This window comes from Tepidiphilus sp. J10 (genome assembly GCF_006980785.1).
GTDB lineage: Bacteria > Pseudomonadota > Gammaproteobacteria > Burkholderiales > Rhodocyclaceae > Tepidiphilus > Tepidiphilus olei.
Genome location: NZ_SBHP01000001.1, coordinates 354909 through 377860 on the forward strand (window position 1 = coordinate 354909; position 22952 = coordinate 377860).

Consider the following 22952-nt stretch of genomic DNA (forward strand, 5'->3'; position numbering starts at 1 on the left):
CTGTCAGGGTCGAACATCTCACGCACCGGCCTTGTGACCGGCGGCGGTCCGGCACGGCGTGCCGGTCACCACGCGAATCATTCTAGGTCAGCCCCCGGGCAAAATCCAATCGTTCCTGGCAAACGTCATCATAGATGAAAGCTATCAATAAGCACGGTCAATTCAAAATCGTGTCAATGGCCCACACTCCCGTCGTGGGCGACGACCGTGGACACATGCGCTAGAATTGTCCCTCGAACCGTGCCCGGAGAGGATGATGGACCCGCGTCTGCGCGAAATTCCTTACAACTACACCTCCTTGTCCGACCGTGAGATCGTGATCCGGTTGTTGGGCGAGGAAGCCTGGGCGATCCTGGAGGCCCTGCGCGGCGAGCGCGTCACCGGGCGCTCGGCGCGTATGCTCTTCGAGATCCTCGGCGACATCTGGGTGGTGCAGCGCAATCCCTTCCTGCTCGACGATCTGCTCGCCAACCGCAAGCGTCGCCAGGCGCTGATCGAGGCTCTGCGCCATCGGCTGGACGAAGTGGAGAAACGGCGCATTGCCAACGCCGCCGCCGATGCCGAGCGCGCCGCGCGCGTGGCGCGTCTGGTCGAACTCACCGCCGCCGCGATCGACGTCTTCGAGCGCTCCTTCCCTGAAACCGAGCGGCTGCGCAAGGACGTGCTGCGGGTGCTGTCGCGCCACACCCGGCGCGACAACATCCGCTTCGACGGGCACGCACGCGTCTCGCACGTCACCGACGCCACCGACTGGCGGGTCGAACTGCCCTTCGTGGTGCTCACGCCGGACACCGAAGAGGAAATCGCCCCCTTGGTGCGCGGCTGCATCGAACTGGGGCTCACCATCATCCCGCGTGGCGGCGGTACCGGCTACACGGGCGGCGCCGTGCCGCTCGATGCGCGCTCGGCCGTCATCAACACGGAGAAGCTCACCTCGCTCGGCCCGGTCGAAGAAGTCGAATTGCCTGGACGCGAAGGGCCGCTGCCCCAGCGCTATCCCACCATCCGCACCGGCGCCGGCGTCGTCACACAGCGCGTGGCCGATGCCGCGACCGCCGCCGGGCGCGTCTTCGCCGTCGATCCCACCTCGGCCGAAGCCTGCTGCATCGGCGGCAACATCGCCATGAACGCCGGCGGCAAGAAGGCAGTGCTGTGGGGCACGGCGCTCGACAACCTCCTGTGGTGGAAAATGGTCACGCCCGACGGCAACTGGCTCGAAGTCGAGCGGCTCGAGCACAACCTCGGGAAAATCCACGAACAGGAGACGGTCTACTTCCGCCTGCGCCGCTTCGACGGGCTCACCTATGCGCCCTTGGGCGAAGAGATCATCAGCGCGCCGGGCGCGACGATGCGCAAACCGGGCCTGGGCAAGGACGTCACCGACAAATACCTGCACGGCATCCCCGGCATCCAGAAGGAAGGCACCGACGGCCTCATCGTGGCCGCCCGCTGGGTGCTGCACAAGATGCCGCCGGTCACGCGCACCGTCTGCCTCGAATTCTTCGGTCAGGTGCGCGACGCGGTGCCAGCCATCGTCGAGATCACCGACTATTTCAAACCCGGCGGCGGAGGGCACGCGGCCGGGGTGCAACTGGCCGGGCTCGAGCACCTCGACGAGCGCTACGTCAAAGCCGTGGGCTACACCACCAAGGCCAAGCGCCGCGGCCGCCCGAAGATGGTGCTGGTGGGCGACATCGTCGGTCACGACGAAGAAGCGGTGATGCGCGCCGCCTCCGAAGTGGTGCGGATGTGCAACAAGCGCGACGCCGAAGGGTTCATCGCGGTGACCCCGGAGCAGCGCAAGCGCTTCTGGCTCGAGCGTTCCCGCACCGCGGCCATTTCCCGGCATACCAACGCCTTCAAGATCAACGAAGACGTCGTCATCCCTCTGCCCAAGATGGGCGAGTACTGCGACGCCGTCGAGCGCATCAACATCGAGCTGTCGCTGGACAACAAGCTCGCCCTGTGCGACCGGCTCGAAGCCTTTCTGCGTGAACCCAAACTGCCGCTCGATCCCGGCGATGCCGATGTGCCGCCGGAGACGCTCATCGGCGAGAAGCGCGAGCTCGCGCTCGAGCTCGTCGACGCGGTGCGCCGGCGCTGGCGCTGGCTGCGGGACAACCTCGACCTGCCACTCGCCGAGGCCGAACGGCACTTCGCCGAATACGGCATCGAGGCGGGCGAACTCACCAACCGCGCCGAAGCGCTCACGCTCTTCCACCGCCTGCAGGATTATTCCATACGCATATCCTGGAAGCGCGAGCTGCGCCCGGGGCTCATGCGCCTTTTCGACGGCGACGTCTTCCGCCCCACTCGCGAGCGCATCCTCGAGCTCCACCAGCAGGTCAAACGCGGACGGCTCTTCGTGGCGCTGCACATGCACGCCGGCGACGGCAACGTGCACACCAACATCCCGGTCAATTCCGACGATTATGAAATGCTGCAGACCGCCAACCGCGTAGTCGACCGCATCATGGCGGTGGCGAAGTCGCTCGGCGGGGTCATCTCCGGCGAGCATGGCATCGGCATCACCAAGATCGACTATCTCGACGAGGAGCAGCTTCGCCCCTTCTGGGACTACAAACGCCGCATCGATCCCAAAGGCGCGTTCAACCGCGGCAAGCTCATGCCCGGCGGCAACCTGGCCCGCGCTTATACGCCTTCTTTCAACCTGCTCGGTCACGAATCGCTCATCATGGAGCAGACCGAGATCGGGGCGATCGCCGACGACATCAAATCCTGCCTGCGCTGCGGCAAATGCAAGCCCGTGTGCTCGACGCACGTGCCGCGCGCCAATCTCCTCTACAGCCCGCGCGACAAGATCCTCTCCACCTCGCAGCTGATCGAGGCGCTGCTCTACGAGGAGCAGACGCGCCGCGGCGTGTCGCTGGCCCACTGGGCCGAGTTCGAGGACATCGGCGATCACTGCACCGTCTGCCACAAGTGCGAGAAACCCTGCCCGGTCGACATCGACTTCGGCGACGTCTCCATCAAGATGCGGAACCTCCTGCGCAAGCAGGGGAAAAACTCCTTCAACCCGGGCACGAAGGCGGCGATGCTGCTGCTCACGGTCAAGGATCCGACCACGGTCAAGCTCGTGCGCAAGACCATGGTCGAGTGGGGCTACAAGGCGCAGCGCCTGGCACACCAGTGGGCCAAGCGCCTCGGGCTCATCCAGGAGCAGACGCGCCGCCCGCCGCTCACGGTGGGCAAGCCGCCGATCCGCGAGCAGGTGATCCACTTCGTGAACAAACCGATGCCGGGTAATCTTCCCAAGCGCACGGCGCGGCAACTCCTCGACATCGAGGATCAGACGGTGATCCCCGTGATCCGCAACCCGCAGGTGCCGGCGAGCGACTCGGACGCCGTTTTCTACTTCCCCGGTTGCGGCTCCGAGCGGCTCTTCAGCCAGGTGGGGCTGGCCACCCAGGCCATGCTCTATCACGTCGGCGCCACCACGGTGCTGCCGCCGGGCTACCTCTGCTGCGGCTACCCGCAGACCGCCGCCGGCAACGACGACAAGGGGCAGCGCATCACCACCGAGAACCGCGTGCTCTTCCACCGGGTGGCCAACACGCTCAACTACCTCGACATCAAGACGGTAGTCGTCTCCTGCGGCACCTGCATGGACCAGCTGCTCGGCTACCACTTCGAGCAGATCTTCCCCGGCTGCCGGCTGCTCGACATCCACGAATACCTGATGGAGAAAGGCATCCGGCTCGACGGCATCCCCGGCGTGCGCTACATGTACCATGAGCCCTGCCACACGCCGATGAAGCAATACGCGGGCATCGAGGTGACGAAGAAGCTGCTGGGCACGGAGGTCGCCCTAAACGACCGTTGCTGCGGCGAATCGGGAACGCTCGCCGTCACGCGGCCGGACGTGTCGACGCAAGTGCGTTTCCGCAAACAGGAAGAGCTGGAGAAGGACGCCGCACGGCTTCGCGCCGACGCCGCGCCCGGCACCCCGGTGAAGGTGCTCACTTCCTGCCCCAGCTGCCTGCAGGGATTGCACCGCTTCGGCAACGACGCCGGGGGGCTCGATGCCGACTACGTGGTGGTGGAACTCGCGAAGCACCTGCTCGGCCCCGATTGGCTCGAGCGCTACGTGGAGGCCGCCAACCGCGGCGGAATCGAGCGCGTGCTCCTGTGAGCCTCGGCAGCCCGTCCCACCCGGACGGGCTGCGAGGGGATCATCGCCTCGGCTGGCGCGCTTTCAGGGCCTCTTCGAGCTCGCGGCGCTCGGCAGCGAGGCGTTTCGCCGCTGCCTCGCGCTCTTCTTGCAGGCGCCGCACCGCCGTTTCCACCGCTTCCGGGTCCGCCTTTTCCGCCGGCATCTCGCGTATCTGGTCAATCTGCCGATCGTAGCCAGCCAGCTGCGCATCGCGCCAGGCATCGAACGCCTCTAGGGTGGGGAACGCCTGCAGCAGGCGCTCGTGCTTACGCCGCAGCATCCGTTCCTGCGCCGAGAGATCCTCCGAATCGTCCGACATCCGATGGCGCGCCCGCTCGGCATCCGGATCGACTACTTTGCGCACCACGCCGCTGGCATCGATCAGCCAGTATTTGCGTCCATAACACTCGGCGGGCAGAGGATTCCCACACACTCTCCGTCCGTTGACGTCGTCACAGCACGCCACTCCCTCCCGCGCACTTGCCGTCCCGACGACAAGCATGCCCAACAATCCCCCAGCCAACACCCCGCGCCAGATTCGCCGCCCCATCGCTCTCAGCCCTCATGGCCCCATCCAGGCATGATATGCGAAACAGCCGATCCATGCCATGCCTGAACGATCACGCCGGCGCATTTCTCTCGGATCCACGCTCGCTCAGGCGCGACGCGCCGCCGAGCCCTGCACGCCGTAGCGCTCACGATACGCCCGCACCGCCGGCAAGTGCTCGCGCAGCCGTGGATCGTCGGCGAGCAGCGCGAGCAGATCTTCGAGCGTGGCCACGGCGATCACGGGAATACCGAAGCGCCGGCTCACTTCCTGGGCTGCCGACTCCTCGCCCTCGCCGCGCTCCATGCGATCGAGCGCGATCACGACGCCCGCCGGCTCCGCGCCGTGGGCCCGGATGAGTTCGATCGAGGCGCGCACCGAGGTCCCCGCCGAGATCACGTCATCGACGATGAGGATACGGCCGCGCAGCGGCGCACCGATGAGCCGCCCTCCCTCGCCGTGCGCTTTCGCTTCCTTGCGGTCGAAGGAGAAAGGCTTGTCGAGCCCCCCTTCGGCGAGCCGGATCGCCACCCCCGTCACCAAGGGGATGCCCTTGTAGGCCGGCCCGAAGAGACCATCGAAGGCGATGCCGCTCGCAAGGATCGCTTCGACGTAGAAGCCGCACAATGCGCGAAACGAGGCGCCGTCATCGAAGAGCCCCGAATTGAAGAAGTAGGGCGAATGGCGCCCCGCCTTGGTGACGAATTCGCCGAAGCGCAGCACCCCCTTCTCGCAGGCCAGGCGCAGGAATTCCCGGCTAAAATCCATGAATCTTCCCCTTTTTCCCAGAGCGGTGACGGGCGGCAATGGTACGCGCCGCCCCGCCTCGCCGCAAGCCATTCCGGAGACGACATGACGCTGCGCATCCTTACGCTGAACCTCAACGGCATCCGTTCCGCCGCCGACAAAGGCTTCTTCCGCTGGCTGCCCACCCAAGACGCCGACGTCGCCGCCGTGCAGGAGCTCAAGGCGCAGGAAAAAGACCTCTCCGAGGAGATGCGCGCTCCCGACGGCTACACCGGGCACTTCCATTTCGCCGGGAAGAAAGGCTACGCCGGTGTCGGCCTCTACCTGCGCCACCCCCCGCTCGAGCTCGTCGCCGGCATCGGCGAGCCGGAGTTCGACGCCGAAGGGCGCTATCTCGAAGCCATCTATCCCGGCCTCTCGGTGGTCTCGCTCTATCTGCCCTCCGGCTCGGCCGGCCCGGAACGGCAGGCGTCCAAGTTCCGTTTCATGGACGCCTTCTTTCCCAAGCTGCGCGAACTACGCCACTGCGGCCGCGAAGTCGTGATCTGCGGCGACTGGAACATCGCCCACACCGAGAAAGACCTCAAAAACTGGCGCAGCAACCAGAAACACTCCGGGTTTCTCCCCGAAGAACGGGCCTGGCTCAGCCGCGTGTTCGACGAGCTGGGCTGGATCGACGTCTACCGTCACCTCTACCCCGAGGCCACCGAAGAAGGCTACACCTGGTGGTCCAACCGCGGGCGCGCGTGGGAAAAGAACGTCGGCTGGCGCATCGACTACCAGATCGCCACCCCCGGCATCGCCGCCACCGCCCGCGCCGCCCGGGTCTACAAGGACGAGCGCTTCTCCGATCACGCCCCGCTCATCGTCGACTACGACTTCGCACTCGCGCAAAATCCGCGATAATTCCCCTTTTTTCTCACGGGACCCTCGATGAACCCCAAAGTCGAAGCCATGCGCCGCGTGCTCGCCGAGGCCGAGTGCATCGCCGATTCCAGCCAAGTGCAGCGCGCCATCGATCGCGTCGCCGCCGAGATCACGGAAGTGCTCGCCGAGCGCGACCCGCTCGTCTATGTGGTCATGAAAGGCGCCGTCGTCTTCGCCGGCCAGATCCTGCCGCGGCTGCGCTTTCCGCTGGAAGTCGCCTATCTGCACGCCACGCGCTACCATGACACCACCGCCGGCAGCCGGCTGGAGTGGCGGGTGGAACCCACCGCCCCCATCGAGGGACGCCCCGTGCTCGTGCTCGACGACATCCTCGACGAAGGCTATACGCTCGCGGCGGTGATGCAGCGGCTGCGCGACGAAGGCGCCGAGGACGTCTATCTCGCGGTGCTCTGCCACAAACTGCACGAACGCAAAGCCTATCCCGGCATGCGGGCCCACTTCACCGGTCTGGAAATCCCCGATCGCTACGTCTTCGGCTACGGCATGGACTATAAAGGGTACTGGCGCAACGCCGACGGCATCTACGCCGTACGGGAATCGTAAGGAAAACTCGCCATGCTCGTCACCTTCAAATCGGAAGCCGACGCCGACATCGTCATGTACCGCAAGCACGCCGAGCCCATCCTGCAGATGCTCGGCAAGGACGTCGAACGCGGCATCCTCACGCCCGAAGAGTTACCACGAGCCATCGCCCAGCTCGAAGCCGCGATCGAGGCCGACCGCCAGGCGCACCCTGGCCTGGACGAGACCGAGGAAGAAAAGGCCAAGGAAGAAGGCAAGGAGCCGCCGGTGGAATTCCACCGCCGCGCTTGGCCGCTGCTGCAGATGATGAAGCGCGCACTCGCCGAGAAAAAGCCCGTCGTCTGGGGCGTGTGAGCGTTCACGCTCGCTCGAGCGAACGCACCCCTTCCCGCCCGACCAGCACCGGTTCCACCTCCAACTCCACGCCGAAGCGCTCGGCCACCGCCTCGCGCACGCGCCGCGCGAGCGCGAGAAAATCCGCGCCCGTCGCCCCGCCTGCGTTACACAGCACCAGCGCCTGGCGCTCATGCACCATCGCCCCGCCTTCGCGTACCCCCTTGAGGCCGCAGCGCTCGATCATCCAGCCCGCGGCGAGCTTCACGCGCCCATCCGGCTGGGGATGGCGCGGCAGATCGGGATGGAGCGCCGCCAGGCGTTCGGCTACTGCGGGCGAGACCAGCGGGTTCTTGAAGAAACTGCCGACGTTACCCTGCACGCGAGGATCGGGGAGCTTGCGCGCCCGGATCTCGCGCACCGCCGCATAGACGTCCGCTGGCGAGACGCGTTGCGCTCGCCCTCTGAACCACCGCTGCAGGTCGGGATAGTCGAGCCGCGGCGGCTCGTCCCGCGGCAGGCGAAAAACCACGGCCGTGATCACCCGTGAGGATTCCTCCGCCGCCTTGAAGCGGCTCGTGCGGTAGCCGAAGCCGCACTCGTCGGCAGAAAGCGTCCACGCCAGCCCCGTGTCGCGATCCACCCCCTCGACCCAGGCGATGCGCTCGCCCACCTCCAGCCCGTAGGCACCGACGTTTTGCACCGGCACGGCCCCCACGCTGCCAGGAATGGCCGCGAGGTTCTCCAAACCGCCCCAGCCTTGCACGACGCACCAGCGCACGAAGCCGTCCCACGGCTCCCCGCCGGCGGCGCGCACGAGCCGTGACCCACCCTCTTCGCCCAGGAGTTCGTACCCGCGGGTGGCCAAGCGCACCACTCGGCCAGCGAAATCTTCGAGGAAGACGACGTTACTGCCCCCGCCGAGCACGAGCTCCGGCATCGGCGCGGTTTCGCGTCGTTCCAGCCAGCGGGCGATATCCGCTTCGTCTTCCAGCACGAGCAGCTCCTGCGTCCTGGCGGGTACCCCGAGGGTAGTCCAGGAAGAGAGATCGACCTCTACGAAGCGCTGCATCTCCGCTCCTGATCCGGCGCGATTGGGAAGAGCCGGTCGTAACACCAGTTGAAGACGTAAGCGTAGACGGTATAGGCGAGCGCCAACCCCAGGTCGGCGACGAGCGCCTCGAGCCACCCCATGTCGGTCCAAGCGACGATCACCGGCAGGGTGAGGAACAAGAGCCCGCCCTCGAACCCGAGCGCCTGCACGAGGCGCCACAGAGGCGGACGCTGGTCGGCACGACGCCGCAAGAAGCGCGCCTCCAAGCGGTCGAACATCGTGTTGTAGCCCGCATTCCACAGCGCAGCGATGAGCGCAAGCAGCGCGAGCAAGCCCAAGGAGTCGAGCACCGGCTCACCGCTCGCCCAGGCAAATGGCGGCGTGATCAGCAAGAGGCCACCCGCCTCGAACGCCAACACCTGGCGCACCCGATCACGCCAGGTGCGCAAGGGAACGCGTTCGTGCTCGGTCCTAACCGTTCGTTCCATCTCTTCCCACGGGAATCTTGAGGGGGAGTCTCTTTCGAATGCATTGCTGCGTAGCTTCCTCGCGGCGTGACGCAGCCCTCGGGTGCTCGCCCATCGGCGCGGTCGAATCCCGCATCCCGTGCTCCGGGCACCTTGCCCGGCAAGTGCGCGCAGCACCCATATTGTACCGCCCCCAGGTAAACCCTAGTTTGCAGGGGGCGGTTTTTCCGCTATCCTGCCCCGCCAAGATCGGGATCCTGGGAGGGACGAGGGTGGCGATGCTCGAACTGGAAGGCATCGTGATGGCCTTTGGCGGCTTTCGCGCCGTTGACGGCGTCACGCTCGGCGTCGAGGAAGGGCAGGTGCTCGGGCTCATCGGTCCCAACGGCGCGGGCAAGACGACGCTCTTCAACGTGATCGCCGGAGCCTACACGCCCACGGCCGGCACCATCCGCTTCCTGGGCGAGGACATCACGCGGCTGCGCACCGACGAGCGCTTCCACAAGGGGTTGGTGCGCACTTTCCAGATTCCACACGAATTCCATCGCTTGAGCGTGCTGGAAAACCTCATGGTGGTGCCGCCTCGCCAGCCCGGCGAGAACCTCTTCGCCAACTGGTTCGACTGGCGCCGGGTGCGCCGCGTGGAAGAAGAAGTGCGGCAGAAAGCGATCGAGGTCCTCGCCTTTCTCGAACTCACCCACGTGGCCAACGAGCGCGCTGGCCACCTCTCCGGTGGGCAGAAGAAACTGCTGGAGCTCGGGCGTACCATGATGACCGGCGCCAAGCTGGTGCTGCTCGACGAACCGGCCGCCGGAGTCAACCGCACGCTACTGCGCAAGCTCGAGGAGAAGATCCAGATCCTCAACCGGGAGTGGGGCTACACCTTCATCCTCATCGAACACGACATGGAGATGATCGCCAAACTCTGCCACCCCGTCGTCTGCATGGCCGAGGGCAAGGTGCTTACGCAAGGCGAATTCCTCGACGTGCGCAACGATCCGCGCGTGCTCGAAGCCTACCTGGGCGAGACGGTGACGGAGGAGCCCGCATGACCCACACTCCCTCCCTGGATCGTCCTCAGCCCATCCTCATCATGCACCAGGTGCGCGGCGGCTATGGCGATGCCGATATCCTGCAGGGCGTCTCGCTCACGGTGATGCCGCAAGAGATCGTCGTCATCGTCGGGCCCAACGGCGCGGGCAAATCGACGGCGATGAAAGCGGTGTTCGGGCTGGTGCGCATCCGCAGCGGGGCCATCGTCTTCGAAGGCGAAGACATCACCGGCTGGAGCCCGGATCGCATCGTGCGCCGCGGCATCTCCTACGTACCCCAGGTCGACAACGTCTTTCGCGAAATGACGGTGCATGAGAACCTGGAAATGGGGGCTTTTCTCGCCAAAGGGGATCTGAGCGCGGCCTACGATCGCATCTATGCCCTTTTCCCCGACCTGAAAACCAAACGCCACGCGCTCGCCGGCGACCTCTCCGGCGGACAGCGCCAGATGGTGGCCATGGGCCGCGCGCTCATGCTCGACCCCAAGCTCCTGCTGCTCGACGAACCCACTGCCGGGCTCTCCCCAAAGTACATGGAGCAGATCTTCCAGATCTGCCGTGACGTACGCGACTCGGGCGTCTCGATCCTGCTCGTGGAACAGCACGCCAAGCAGGCGCTCGCCTTCTGCGATCGCGGCTACGTGCTCGCCACCGGAGCCAATCGTTTCGAAGGCTCGGGCCGCGCGATCCTCGAAGATCCCGAGATCGCCCAGATGTTCCTCGGAGGATGAAGGGTTCCTCATGCTCGAATTCATCAATTTCTACATCATTCCCGGGATCGTGATCGGCGCGATCTATGCGCTGGGCGCCATCGGCATCACGCTCATTTTCGGCATCCTGCGCTTTGGCCATTTCGCCCATGGCGACCTCGCCACCAGCGGGGCCTATCTCGCGCTGGGCGTGACGACCCTCATCGGGCTCACCCCCTGGCTCTCGCTGCCGGTGGCGATGATCCTCACGGCGCTGCTCGCCTACGGCATCCACCGCCTCTTCTATCGTCATCTCGAAGCCCGGCCCAAGATCCTCACGGTGATGGCCTCGCTCGGCATCGGCATGATGCTACGCTCGGTCGTACAGGTGGCTTGGGGCGTGGATCCACTCGCCTACGGTAGCGGCATCGCCCGGGCCCAATCCTTCGCGGGCCTGATGCTACGCCCCCGCGAGATCGCCACCCTCGCCCTCACGCTCGCCCTGGTGGCGACACTGCTCGCTTTCCTGCGCTACAGCAAATGGGGCAAAGCGATGCGCGCGATGTCGGACAACCCCGACCTCGCGCGCCTGTGCGGCGTCGATAACGACCAGGTCACGCGGCTCACTTGGTTCATCGTCGGCGCGCTCGCGGCCGCTTCTGGTTTCTGCCTGGGCATCAACACCGAACTCACCACCATGATGGGCTGGTCGGCGATGCTGTCGATGTTCGCCGCGGCGGTGCTCGGCGGCGTGGGGCGCGTCGAAGGCGCGGTGGTGGGCGGCCTGGTGATCGGGCTCGCCGAAGAGCTCTCGGTGCTCCTCGTACCCAGCCCCTACAAATCGGCCACCGCCTTCGTCATCCTGCTCGCCATCCTGCTGCTGCGGCCGCAGGGCATCTTCAAGGGCAAAGTGCTGTAAGGAGCGACATCATGGCCTCGATCGGCCTCATCAACTACGCCACCTTCATGGGCACCATGATCGGCATTTACGGCATCCTCGCCCTGGGCCTGAACGTGCAATGGGGCGTGACCGGGCTCTTCAATGCGGGCATCGCCGGATTCTTCGCCGTGGGTGCCTACCTCTCGGCGCTCCTCACCGCCCCGCCCTCGCCCGAGCGCATCATGGGCTGGGAGCTCCCCGTGCTCGTCGGCTGGCTCGGCGCCATGGCCGGCGCCGCCCTCATCGCCTGGCCGATCGGACGCGTCTGCCTGCGTTTCCGCTCGGATTACCTGGCGATCGCCACCATCGGCGTGGCCGAGGTGATCCGCCTGGTGCTGCGCACCGAGGAAACGCTCTCCGGCGGCGCCCGCGGCATCACCGGCGTTCCTCGTCCCTTCGGCGGCCTCGAATACTCGCTGTCGCAATTCGCCTATTTCGCCTTGGTGATCGCCGTACTCCTCATGGTCTACTGGGCGCTGGAGCGGCAGCTCACCGCCCCCTGGGGAAGGATGATGAAGGCGATCCGCGACAACGAGCAGGCAGCCGCCGCCATGGGTAAGGACGTCGAACGCCGCCGACTGGAATCCTTCGTGCTCGGCGCAGCGATCATGGGCCTGGCCGGGGCGCTCTACGTCCACTTCATGCGCGCGATCACGCCCGAGGCCATCGACCCCATGATTGCCACCTTTCTCGTGTGGATCATGCTGATCCTGGGCGGCTCGGGCAACAACCGCGGCGCCATTCTCGGGGCCGTGATCATCTGGCTCATCTGGTCGATGTCGGAATTCATCACCGACCAGCTCCCCGCCGACGTCGCCACTCAGGCGAAATACGTGCGCGTCTTCCTCATCGGTTTGATGCTGCAGCTCATCCTGCGCTTCCGTCCGGAAGGATTGCTCCCCGAGGAGAGCGTACAGCGGACTTCGCATCTTGCCCCGCCACGATCCTAGGCGCTTCGAGCAAGCCGCACGAGCGGACATCCCAAGGCTCGACGCGCGATGGGTTCTTCGAAACGCCCTCTCGTCTAGAATGATTGTGCTGACCAACCCCGGAAGGAGACCCGAAATGAACAAAACCCGCGCTTCGATCCTCACGCTCGCGCTTGCTGGAGCGCTCGCCACCGCCCCGGCATGGGCTCAGAACGTGAAAGTAGCCTATCTCGTCGGCATCACCGGACCGATCGCCGGCATGGCGCCCACCATGGTGCAATCGATGAAGTTCGCGGCCGAACAGGTCAATGCCCAGGGGGGCATCGGCAATGGCGGCAAGATCGACCCGCAGGTGTACGATTCCGGCTGCAACCCGCAGCTCGCCACCGACGCGGCCACCAAGGCGGTCAACGTCAACGGCGTGATCGGCATGGTCGGACCGTCATGCTCCGGACCGGTGATCGCCGTGGCCAATTCCGTCACCGTTCCGGCCGGAGTGCTCCTCATCACCTCGTCGGGCACTTCACCCAAGATCAGCACGCTGGACGACAAGGACCTCGTCTTCCGTACCGTCGCCTCCGACGACTACCAAGGACGGGCGCTGGCGCGCACGCTCAAGGCCCGAGGCACCGACAAGGTAGCCGTGACCTACCTCAACAACGACTACGGCCTGGGGTTGGCCGAGGCCTTCAGCGACGAATTCAAGAAACTCGGCGGCACGGTCACGGCCAGCCGGGCGCATGAGGACAAGAAAGCCTCCTACCGTTCGGATCTGGCCGAGCTCGCCAAGGGCGGCGCCGACACCCTGGTGGTGTTCGCCTACGGCAATTCCTCGGGGCTCACCATCGTCCGCCAAGCGATGGAAAACGGGTTTTTCAAGAACTTCGTCGGCGCCGACGGCATGCGTGACGAGAACATGATCAAGACCCTGGGTGCGGAGAACCTCAAAACCTTCCTCGTCTCCGCACCTGCCGGGGCCACGGGCGCGGGGTTCGAGAAATTCAGCCAGGAGTTCAAGGCAGCCGGCGGCGACCCCAACGGCACCTTCGCCGCCACGAGCTACGACGCAGCCTTCCTGATGGCGCTGGCGATCGAGAAGGCCGGCGGCGACAAGGCCAAGCTTTCCCAGGCGCTGCGTGAAGTCGCCACCGCCCCGGGCGAGCCCATCCTCCCCGGTGAGTGGACCAAAGCGAAGCAACTGATCGCCGAAGGCAAAGACATCGACTACAAAGGAGCCGCCGGCGATCACGAATTCGACGCCAACGGCGACGTGCCGGGTGACTATATCCTCTACAAGGTGAGCGGCAATACCTTCGCCGAGATCGAACGCATGAAATGATTACCCGCACCGCCGTGGCGCATACGCCCGCGGCGGCGGGTCAACCGAATACCTGACGGTGCTCGCGCGTGGCGCGGAACTGCACCGTCGGGTATTTTTCCATCGTCACCTCCAGGTTGTAGCGCGACGAGGCGAGATACACCGGGTTGCCGTCGATGTCGCGCGCCAGGCGCATGGCTTGTTCCCGCTCGAAGCGCGCGCGCGTGGCCTCGTCCGGATACACCAGCCAGCGGGCGGTATAGATCTCCGCCGGCTCGAAGAGCGCCTGAACCCCGTACTCGCTGCGCAGCCGCTCGGCCACGATCTCGAACTGCAGCACCCCGACCGCGCCGAGCAGGAGCTGCCCGCCCTCGAGCTCGAACACCTGGATCGCCCCTTCTTCCCCCAGTTCCTTCAAGCCCTTGTGCAGCTGCTTGGCCTTGAGGGGATCGCGCAGCCGCGCCATACGGAAGAGCTCCGGCGCGAAGTAAGGAATGCCGGTGAAACCGAGCATTTCGCCCTCGGTGAGGGTATCGCCGATCTGCAGCTGACCGTGGTTGTGGATGCCGATGATGTCGCCGGCAAACGCCTCGTCCTGGATCGCCCGTTCGTTGGCCATGAAAGTGATGGCGTTGGCGAGCCGCATCTCGCGCCCGGCGCGCACGTGCCAGGCCTTCATCCCGTTGCTGTAGCGGCCGGAGCAGACGCGGAAAAAAGCGATGCGGTCGCGGTGTTTCGGATCCATGTTCGCCTGAATCTTGAAGACGAACCCGGAGAACTTCTCCTCGGCGGGCAGGACCAGCCGCACGCCGGCGTCGCGCGGCTGCGGCGGCGGGGCCCAGTCGATGAGCGCCTGCAAGATCTCCTGCACCCCGAAATTGTTGATCGCCGAGCCGAAGAAGACCGGCGTCTGCCGCCCGGCGAGGAATTCGCCCAGGGCAAACGGCGAGAGCGCCTCTCGCGCGAGCGCCACGGCCTCGCGCATCGCCCCGACTTCGGCCGGAAAACGCGCATCGAGCTCCGGGTTGGCGAGCCCCGCGATCACCTCGGCCTCGACGCGCTTCGCCTCGCCCGGGCTGAACACCAGCGTGCGGTCGTGCAGCAGGTGATACACCCCGCGAAAAGCCTTGCCGCTGCCGATGGGCCAGGTGATGGGAGCGCAGTCGATTTTGAGCACCGATTCGATCTCGTCGAGCAGCTCGAAGGGCTCGCGCACCTCGCGGTCCATCTTGTTGATGAACGTGATGATGGGCGTGTCGCGCAAACGGCACACTTCCAGCAGCTTGATCGTCTGCGCCTCCACCCCCTTGGCCGCGTCGATCACCATCACGGCGCAGTCGACCGCGGTGAGCACGCGGTAGGTGTCTTCGGAAAAATCCTGGTGGCCCGGGGTGTCGAGCAGGTTGATCACATGCCCGTCGTACTCGAACTGCATCACGGAGGAAGTCACCGAGATGCCGCGCTGTTTCTCCACTTCCATCCAGTCGGAGGTGGCGTGCCGCGCGGACTTGCGCGCCTTCACGGTACCGGCCAGTTGAATCGCTCCGCCAAAGAGGAGCAGCTTCTCGGTGAGGGTGGTCTTGCCCGCGTCCGGGTGCGCGATGATGCCGAAGGTGCGCCGCCGCGCCACTTCCTGTGCCAGCCGTTCTGCCAATGCCTCGCCCATGTCCGTCTTTTCTGGGAAAATCGCTCATTTTAGCAGCAGGACCGTCCATCATGATCCGCTTCGGTCTCGACCGACTCCTCGCAGAACCCGAACTGCGCCGCCCCCTCGCCGGCCGGCGCGTGGCGCTCCTGGCGCACCCGGCTTCCGTCACGCGCGAGCTGGTACACGCGGCCGACGCGCTCGCGGCGCTGCCCGACGTACGGCTCGCCGCGCTCTTCGGCCCGCAGCACGGCGCGCGCGGCGACAAACAGGACAACATGGTCGAATCGCCCGACGAGTTCGACGCGCGCCTGGGCATCCCCGTGTTCAGCCTCTACGGTGCGGTTCGCCGCCCCACCCCGGCGATGATGGACACTTTCGACGTGCTGCTCGTCGACCTGCAGGACCTCGGCTGCCGCGTCTACACCTACCTCACCACCCTGCGCTACGTGCTGGAAGCAGCCGCCGCCCACGGCAAGAGCGTGTGGGTGCTCGAGCGGCCCAATCCGCTCGGGCGCGGCATCGAAGGAGGGTTGCTGCAGCCGGGGTGGGAGAGTTTCGTCGGCGCCGGCAGCCTCCCCATGCGTCACGGCCTGACGCTGGGCGAGGCCGGGCGCTGGTTCATCGCCACCCTGGGGCTCGACGTGGATTACCACGTGGTGCCGCTCAGTGGATGGGAGCCTGACGCCGCCCCCGGCTACGGCTGGCCGCTGGAGCAACGCACCTGGATCAACCCCAGCCCCAACGCCCCCACCCCCTGGATGGCGCGCTGCTATCCCGGCACCGTGCTCATCGAAGGCACGACGCTCTCCGAAGGGCGCGGCACCACCCGTCCCCTGGAAGGATTCGGCGCCCCCTGGATCGACCCCTGGCGCTTGCTCGCAGCGATGGAATCGCTCGCCCCCCAGTGGCTGGCGGGCTGCCGCCTGCGCCCCTTTTTCTTCGAGCCGACTTTCCACAAATACGCAGGCGAGCGCTGCGGCGGAATCATGATCCACGTCGAGGATCCGGCGCACTACGACCCCCGGCGTTTCCGCCCCTGGCGCCTGGTGGCGCTCGCGCTCAAAGCGCTGCGCCGGCTCGAACCGGACCGGCCGCTCTGGCATGCCAACCCCTACGAGTATGAATACGAACGCCTGGCGATCGATCTCATCGACGGCGGACCGTTCCTGCGCCAATGGGTCGAAGACGAGCAAGCCTCGCCGGCCGACCTCGATGCAACGATCCAGCCCCAGGAGCGCGCCTGGGCCGAGATCCGTGCCCCGTTCCTTCTCTGACGCCATTCGCCCTATGCTTCCACTATAATGAGGGAATGGCGCATCCCGCGCCCCGGCGAGCGGCCCATTCGTATGCGCGTTATTTCCCTGATCCTTCGTCGTATTGCACGCGCCTCGCCGCGGCGCAGACCACTCCGAGGCCGCGCCAACGATCCCTCACGACTGGCGTGGCGCCTGGTCAGTTTTTTCATCCTCTCGCTCGCTACCGTCGCCTCGGCGCACGCCGACTACCGTCTGGGCGTTTTCGGCCATCGCCCGCAAGAAGTGCTCCAGCGCCAGTGGCAGCCGCTTGCCGACGAACTCTCGCAAGCGCTCGGCGAGCCGGTCATTCTCGAAGTGCTGACGCCCGAGTCGCTCGATCGCGAGATCGCTGCCCGCCGCATCGACTTTCTCTTCACCAACCCCGTTCACTATATCCAAGAGAAATACCGCCACGCCTTCTCCGGCCCCATCGCCACGCTCATCACGGTCGAACACGGTATCAAGACCGCGGCGCTGGGCGGGGTCATTCTCGTGCGCCGCGACGGCCCCATCCGCCGGCCCGAAGACCTCAAAGGCAGGCGTATCCTCATCCCGGGCGCCAAAGGGTTGGGAGGCTACCTCGCCCAGGCCGGTTGGTTGCTCGAGCGCGGCGTACGGGTGCCCGACGACGTCACCCTCCTGCCCCAGGGCAATCACGACGCGGTCGTCCAGGCCCTGCTCGAAGGCAAAGGGGAAGCAGGCTTCGTTCGTACGGGACTGCTCGAAGCGCTCACGCGCGAGGGACGGCTCTCCGCAGAAGATCAAGAACGCCTCATGGTCCTGGGCGAATGGCACCCCGCCGGTTTCCCCTACAAGGTCACCACCTCGCTTTATCCCGAATGGGCCTTCGTTGCCCTGCCCCACGTCTCACCCGAAGTCGCCCGTAAAGTCGCGCTCGCCCTGTACACGCTCACCGACCGGCTCGACGCCATGCCCGATCCCCGTTTCCTCGCCGCGGGCATCGGCGGATTCACCGTCCCCGCCGACTATTCCGGGGTCGAGCGCCTCGCCCAGCGGCTGCGCGTGCCGCCGTTCGAACACGTGGAGGTGGAATTGCGCGACGTGCTGCACCAGTACGCCATCCCCCTCGTACTACTCGCCTGCTCCGCCTTTCTGCTCGTTCTGCTCACGCTGCGCCTGTGGCATACACGGCGCCAACTCGAGCACCAACGCGCACGGCTCGCCTCGGCGCTCGTCGAGACCCAAACCATCCTCGAGACCGTGGACGAAGCCATCTACGGCACCGACGCGCAGGGCCGCTGCACCTTCTTCAACCGCGCTGCCTCCGAGCTCCTTGGCTTTTCCCCCGAGGAGGTGCTCGGCAAAGATCCGCACGAACTCTTCCACGCGCGGCGACCGGACGGGCAGCCCTATCCGCCTGAGCACTGCCCCTTGCACCGCGCGCTCGAGACCGCGCAGAAGGTATGCCAGGACGACGTCTTCTGGCGGCGCGACGCTCTGCCGGTACCGGTGCACGTCTCCGCCAGCCCCCGCCTCGAGAACGGGCGCGTGATGGGCGCCGTCGTCGCCTTCCACGACATCACCGAGGAAGTGCGCCTGCTCGAAGAACTGCGCCGGCTCGCGGCCTACGATCCGCTCACGGGCCTGGCCAACCGCGGCCACCTCGAGCAGCGCCTGCAAGAAGCCCAATCGGCAGTGCAGCGCAGCAAACGGCCGGCGGCGCTTCTCATGTTCGATCTGGACTACTTCAAGAAAGTCAACGACACCTACGGGCACGCCGTGGGCGATCGCATGCTGCAGGCCTTCGCCCGCGTGCTGCGCCACAACCTGCGCCCCACCGACTTCATCGCCCGCTATGGCGGCGAAGAATTCATCGCCATCCTGCCGGATACCTCCCTCGACACGGCGGTCAAAGTGGCCGAACGGGTGCGGCAGTCCTGGGCCCACACCCAGCTGCCGCTCGACGATCCAGGAAAGGTCCTCAGCGGCACGGTGTCGATCGGTGTCGCCCCCCTCGACCCCGACGCTCCCTTGGACGAGAGCCTGGCACGGGTCGACGAGGCCATGTACCGCGCCAAGCGCGAAGGCAGAAACCAGGTTGCCCTGCCGCCGACGGGAAGCAAACGGCTCGAAGCCGGAGCCTGCTCATGAGCCCGGCCTGCGACCTCGCCCGGCGCCGCTGGCTCGCCGCCCTCGCTCTGGGGGCGCTCGCGGCCAGCAGTGTCGCCAGCTGCACCCCCGAACCGCCCCTGCGCGTCTCCTACCATCTCTGGGCGGGCTACGAGCCGCTGCGCCTCTATGTCGACGCTGCTCCCAGCGCAACGGCCGGCCTGCAGCTCGTTGAAGTCGCGGACGCCGAAGCGCAGCTGCAGCTCCTGCGCCTGCGGCAAGTGGAAGCGGCCCTGATCACGCTCGACGAGGTCCTCCTCGGCCGGGCGCAGGGCCTGGATCTGACGGTGGTGGGCATCATCGACGTCTCGGCCGGTGCCGACCACGTCATGGCGCGCGACCGCTGCCGCGATGCCGCCGGCTGGCGCGGCGCCCGCGTCGCCGTCGAGCGCCGCGGCCCCGGCCGGCTCCTGCTGCAAGCCTGGTGCGAACACCTGGGGCTCGATCCCCAGCAGCTGAAGCTCATCCCCTATTCGCCGCCGCGCCAGCTCGACACCTGGCTGCAGCACGAATTCGACCTGGCCGTGACCTACCAACCCTACGTCGAACGCCTGCGCCGCCTGGGAGCCGTCTCCTGCTTCGATTCTGCCGTGCCGCCACCGATCGTGCTCGACGTCCTGGTCGTGCGCAGCGCCATCCTCGGCACCCACGGGAAGGCGATCGAACGCCTCATGCGCACTCACTTCCGCGGCCTCGAGTGGATGCACGACCATGCGATCGACGCCCGCTACCGCATTGCCCGCCGCTTCGGCCTGCCGCTCGAAGACGCTTTCACCCCCTTCATCGGCCTCATCTTCCCCTCGCTCGAAGAGCAAAAAGACTGGCTCGAACACAAGTTCCCCGAGGTCCTCACCACCCTTTCCGGACTGCTGCAGCGCGCCGGCCTGCTTCCTGAGGCGGCAGCCCCTTGGGTCCCCGCCTCGACCCGCTTCCTTCCCCCCTCGCCGTGACGTAGGAATCCTGCGATGCCCCCTCCGTTTCGCCCCTCACTCGCCCTGCGCCTGGCCTTGCTGTTCCTCGTCGTGATCCTCGCCTTGCTGGGTGCCGAAGGCTGGCTCGCCTGGCGCGACGCCCGCGAACGCACGCTGGCCGCTGCGCAAGAGCACCTGCTGGGGCTCGCCGCCGCCCTCGTGCGCGCCGCCGAGCACCGCTGGGCCGACCGCCCCGACGAAGTGCGCGCCGACATCGACTTCCAGGCAGCTTCCCCGGGGCATCACGCCACCCTGCTCACCGATGGGCAAGGCCGCATCCTCGCCGCCCACCGGCAGGACTGGGAGGGGCTAAGCCTGCCGGACGTCCTGCCCGATCTCGCATTGCCGCTTCCCCCTCCCCGCCTCGACACCCTGCGCTGGCAGATCCAGGGCGATGCGGTGCGCCTGGCGATTCCCTGGTCGCCTCCGGAGGACCTGGGCACGGCGCCGGGAGCCAGCCCCGGCTGGTTGATCCTCTCGTACGATTTTCACTCCCTCCTGGCCCAGCGCCTGGCCGAGCACTACCGTGCCTTCGCCTGGCAGGCCGCCTTGCCGGTGGGGATGATCCTGTTGCTCGGGCTCTACATCCACTATCGCGGCGCCCGCCCTCTCGAAACCCTCACCCGCGCCCTGCGAGCGGTCGCCTCACCCGGGGGCTACCGTCCGCCCGAGCTCGACGGCGCCATCCCCGAAGTTCGCGCCCTGGGCGAGGCGATCGCGCAGACCATGGCTGCACTCGCGCGCCAGCAGGAACGCCTGCGCCAGCTCGACGTCGCCATCGACGCCAGCCCAGCCCAGCTCGTCATCACCGACACCCAGCCCGCCATCCTCTACGTCAATCGCGCCTTCACCGAAGTCACCGGCTACCGCCCCGACGAAGTGCTGGGCAAGAATCCGCGCATCCTCCAATCCGGCAGGACCCCGCGCGAGACCTATCTCGATCTCTGGACCCACCTGAAGAACGGCCGCCGCTGGAGCGGCGAATTCATCAACCGGCGCAAGGACGGCAGCGAATACGCCGAATTCGCCACCATCGCCCCCGTCCTCGACGAAGCCGGCAAGATCACCCACTACATCGCCGTCAAGTTCGACATCACCGAACAGCGCCGCATCACCGAACGCCTCTCGCACCTGCTCACCCACGACCCCCTCACAGGCCTGGCCAATCGCCCCCTGCTGCTCGAGCGCATCGACCTACGGCTCGCGCAAGGCAAGAGCGCCGGACAAAACTTCGCTCTCGTTCTGTTCGACCTCGACGGTTTCAGTGACATCAACCAACGCTACGGCACCCGCGCCGGCGACGAGCTCATCAAGGAGATCGGCCGCGCACTGGAGCACACGCTCACCGCCAGCGACACGATCGCCCGGATCGAAGCCGACGAATTCGCCGTACTCACCGACGCTCAACCCAGCGCGGCCGAAGCCGGAAACTTCGGCTGGAAGCTCGCCCGCACTATTTCCCATCTCATCGAACAGGAAGTCCGGGCGCGTTTTGCCGAGGGTCACCCCATAGAACGGCTCAGCGTGGCTGCCGGCATCGTCGCTTTCCCCAACGATTTCGCAAACGCCGAGGAAATTCTCGCCGCGGCGGCCCTGGCCTTGCAGCAGGCCCGCATCAGCCGCCAGCCCGGAGCCGTGCGCGTCTACGAGAGCCTCAGCGCCGATCTGCTGGCGCGGCGCAGCGCCATCGAACAGGGGCTACGCGAAGCGCTCGCCGGCCAAGGCGAACATGTCCTCGAACTGCATTACCAGGGACAGTTCGATCGGCAGCATCGCCTGCGCGGGGCCGAGGCGCTGCTGCGCTTCACCCACGCCACGCTGGGCCGCATCTCCCCGCTGGAATGCATTGCCGTGGCCGAACGCAGCGAGCTCATCTTTCTGCTCGGCTCGTGGATCCTGGGCACGGCGCTCACCGACGCCATGGCCTGGCGGCGCGCCACGGGCTGGGACGGGACGCTGTCGGTCAACATCTCCCCCTTCGGCCTGCGCGACCCCCATTTCGCCGAACGCGTGCTCGAACTCCTGCAGGCAAGCGGTCATCCGGCCGAGCGCCTCCTGTTCGAAGTCACCGAAAGCAGCACGTTCGAGCACCTGGAAGAGACCAAGCGCATCATGCGCCGCCTCGCCGTCGCCGGCATCCGCTGGTCGCTCGACGACTTCGGCACGAGCTTCTGCGGCCTGCACTATCTCGACCATCTGCCCGTGGCCGAGATCAAGATCGACCCCTCGTTCGTGCAGCGCGCCCCGAGCGAAGCCCGCGCGCGGCATCTCATCAATGCCATGGTCGAAGCTGCCACCGCCTTTTCCTGCCGGGTGGTCGCCGAAGGCGTGGAAAACGAAGCCCAGGAACGGGCGCTCGCCGCCTGGCCCGAGCTCCTGCTGCAGGGCTGGCATCTGGCCCGCCCCGAGCCGGCCGCCGCCTTTGTCCTGCGCCTAGGCGCCAGGACTCAGGGATAGCGGCGGTTGCAGATATCGATACAGATGAGATAAACCTGCATGCAGTCCACCGTGGTCTCGCCCACCCGGCCGCCGGTGGCGCGGCAATCGACCATCTGCTCGCCGCACACTTCCACGCAGCGGCTCCAGTCGCGCTTCGTCCCTTCCGCGTTCCTGGCAAGCGACTCCACGATGCGCCGATAGCAGGCCGCCACCTCCACCCGGCGCGGCCCCTCGGCCACATAGCGCCAGTCGCGGCGGCGCAGGCCGTTGAGCGCCGTCTCGATGAGGCCGATGTCGTCGGCCCGCACCCGGCCGTTGCGCACCAGCCATTCCACCGCCTGGCAATCGAGCGAACGATCCTGCGCCACCGTCTGCGGCGCCGGTGGCAGATAGCCCGCCTGGATGCGGGCGCATTCGTGGGCGAAGAGAAAGAGCCGTGCGGCGGGCCACAGATCGGGCAGCAGCTGCGGATTGTGCACGATCACCGGCACACCCCCGACGAGGCGCGTCTCGAAGACCCTTCGGGCCTTGGAATCTTCGAGTACCGCCACGGCCTGCCCCTTGGCGTCGGTGCACCCCGTATATTCCTGTGCCCTGGCCCCCTGCCCGGCCAGCGCCACCCACAGGAACACCGCTGCCACCGCCCAGCGCCACGTCACTCGCATCGTCTTCCCCTATCGTTTTGTTTCACTATAGCCGCCGATCGCTCGCCTCGCTTGCCCGAGGCGCCGAATCGGATTAGACTAGAC

At 66.6% G+C, this 22952-nt stretch carries 19 protein-coding genes; 13 read left to right on the forward strand and 6 right to left on the reverse strand.

Features of this window, described 5'->3' with window-relative positions:
• Positions 1–256 precede the first annotated feature (256 nt).
• The gene (locus tag EPD81_RS01745; protein WP_142804236.1) at positions 257–4153 is read left to right on the forward strand and encodes an FAD/FMN-binding oxidoreductase; all 3897 of its coding nucleotides are present in this window, start codon (positions 257–259) and stop codon (positions 4151–4153) included.
• 40 nt (positions 4154–4193) lie between these two features.
• Here the strand turns inward: EPD81_RS01745 and EPD81_RS01750 are convergent, their stop codons facing one another.
• The gene (locus tag EPD81_RS01750) at positions 4194–4676 is read right to left on the reverse strand and encodes a hypothetical protein (RefSeq protein WP_142803707.1); all 483 of its coding nucleotides are present in this window, start codon (positions 4674–4676) and stop codon (positions 4194–4196) included.
• Between the two features lie 153 nt (positions 4677–4829).
• Entirely contained in the window at positions 4830–5489 is a 660-nt protein-coding gene (pyrE, locus tag EPD81_RS01755; protein ID WP_142803708.1) for an orotate phosphoribosyltransferase, read from the reverse strand.
• Positions 5490–5573: 84 nt separating this feature from the next.
• Here pyrE and EPD81_RS01760 point away from each other — a divergent pair, with 84 nt between their 5' ends.
• From EPD81_RS01760 to EPD81_RS01770, 3 genes are read left to right on the forward strand one after another with little or no spacing between them, the layout of a single operon-like run.
• Positions 5574–6374, forward strand: coding sequence for an exodeoxyribonuclease III (locus tag EPD81_RS01760; protein ID WP_142803709.1), 801 nt, complete (start codon positions 5574–5576; stop codon positions 6372–6374).
• A gap of 27 nt (positions 6375–6401) precedes the next feature.
• Positions 6402–6959: a hypoxanthine-guanine phosphoribosyltransferase gene (locus EPD81_RS01765; protein ID WP_142803710.1), complete on the forward strand. Its 558-nt coding sequence runs from the start codon at positions 6402–6404 to the stop codon at positions 6957–6959.
• Between the two features lie 12 nt (positions 6960–6971).
• Complete coding sequence (locus tag EPD81_RS01770; protein WP_142803711.1) at positions 6972–7292, forward strand: DUF1840 domain-containing protein; 321 nt, start codon at positions 6972–6974, stop codon at positions 7290–7292.
• Between the two features lie 4 nt (positions 7293–7296).
• Here the strand turns inward: EPD81_RS01770 and murB are convergent, their stop codons facing one another.
• Together murB and EPD81_RS01780 are read right to left on the reverse strand one after the other, a co-directional pair.
• A complete protein-coding gene (murB, locus tag EPD81_RS01775; RefSeq protein ID WP_142803712.1) occupies positions 7297–8343 on the reverse strand; it encodes a UDP-N-acetylmuramate dehydrogenase in 1047 nt (348 codons plus the stop codon).
• Positions 8328–8813 (reverse strand): PACE efflux transporter, encoded by a 486-nt coding sequence (locus tag EPD81_RS01780; RefSeq protein WP_142803713.1) that lies wholly within the window; start codon positions 8811–8813, stop codon positions 8328–8330. Before EPD81_RS01780 ends, murB begins: the two co-directional genes overlap by 16 nt.
• A 257-nt stretch (positions 8814–9070) precedes the next feature.
• On the opposite strand from EPD81_RS01780, the gene EPD81_RS01785 reads away from it, so the two are divergent.
• The 5 genes from EPD81_RS01785 to EPD81_RS01805 all read left to right on the forward strand — a co-directional run bounded on the left by EPD81_RS01785 (position 9071) and on the right by EPD81_RS01805 (position 13741).
• Complete coding sequence (locus tag EPD81_RS01785) at positions 9071–9844, forward strand: ABC transporter ATP-binding protein (RefSeq protein ID WP_142803714.1); 774 nt, start codon at positions 9071–9073, stop codon at positions 9842–9844.
• Positions 9841–10575: an ABC transporter ATP-binding protein gene (locus EPD81_RS01790; RefSeq protein WP_142803715.1), complete on the forward strand. Its 735-nt coding sequence runs from the start codon at positions 9841–9843 to the stop codon at positions 10573–10575. Before EPD81_RS01785 ends, EPD81_RS01790 begins: the two co-directional genes overlap by 4 nt.
• 10 nt (positions 10576–10585) lie before the next feature.
• Complete coding sequence (locus EPD81_RS01795) at positions 10586–11452, forward strand: branched-chain amino acid ABC transporter permease (protein WP_142803716.1); 867 nt, start codon at positions 10586–10588, stop codon at positions 11450–11452.
• A gap of 11 nt (positions 11453–11463) precedes the next feature.
• Complete coding sequence (locus EPD81_RS01800) at positions 11464–12423, forward strand: branched-chain amino acid ABC transporter permease (RefSeq protein WP_142803717.1); 960 nt, start codon at positions 11464–11466, stop codon at positions 12421–12423.
• A gap of 115 nt (positions 12424–12538) precedes the next feature.
• Positions 12539–13741, forward strand: a complete 1203-nt coding sequence (locus EPD81_RS01805) for an ABC transporter substrate-binding protein (RefSeq protein WP_142803718.1) — start codon at positions 12539–12541, stop codon at positions 13739–13741.
• 40 nt (positions 13742–13781) lie between these two features.
• Here the strand turns inward: EPD81_RS01805 and EPD81_RS01810 are convergent, their stop codons facing one another.
• Complete coding sequence (locus EPD81_RS01810) at positions 13782–15386, reverse strand: peptide chain release factor 3 (protein ID WP_142803719.1); 1605 nt, start codon at positions 15384–15386, stop codon at positions 13782–13784.
• A 50-nt stretch (positions 15387–15436) separates the two neighbouring features.
• Between EPD81_RS01810 and EPD81_RS01815 the strand changes: the two genes are divergently transcribed.
• From EPD81_RS01815 to EPD81_RS01830, 4 genes are all read left to right on the forward strand, one after another.
• Positions 15437–16642, forward strand: a complete 1206-nt coding sequence (locus EPD81_RS01815) for an exo-beta-N-acetylmuramidase NamZ domain-containing protein (protein WP_142803720.1) — start codon at positions 15437–15439, stop codon at positions 16640–16642.
• A gap of 72 nt (positions 16643–16714) precedes the next feature.
• A complete protein-coding gene (locus tag EPD81_RS01820; RefSeq protein WP_185955321.1) occupies positions 16715–18775 on the forward strand; it encodes a diguanylate cyclase in 2061 nt (686 codons plus the stop codon).
• The gene (locus tag EPD81_RS01825) at positions 18772–19743 is read left to right on the forward strand and encodes an ABC transporter substrate-binding protein (RefSeq protein ID WP_142803722.1); all 972 of its coding nucleotides are present in this window, start codon (positions 18772–18774) and stop codon (positions 19741–19743) included. Before EPD81_RS01820 ends, EPD81_RS01825 begins: the two co-directional genes overlap by 4 nt.
• Positions 19744–19758: 15 nt before the next feature.
• Positions 19759–22221, forward strand: a complete 2463-nt coding sequence (locus tag EPD81_RS01830; RefSeq protein ID WP_142803723.1) for a bifunctional diguanylate cyclase/phosphodiesterase — start codon at positions 19759–19761, stop codon at positions 22219–22221.
• Here EPD81_RS01830 and EPD81_RS01835 read toward each other — a convergent pair.
• Positions 22212–22868, reverse strand: coding sequence for a hypothetical protein (locus EPD81_RS01835; protein ID WP_142803724.1), 657 nt, complete (start codon positions 22866–22868; stop codon positions 22212–22214). The genes EPD81_RS01830 and EPD81_RS01835 overlap by 10 nt on opposite strands.
• Between the last annotated feature and the right edge of the window lie 84 nt (positions 22869–22952).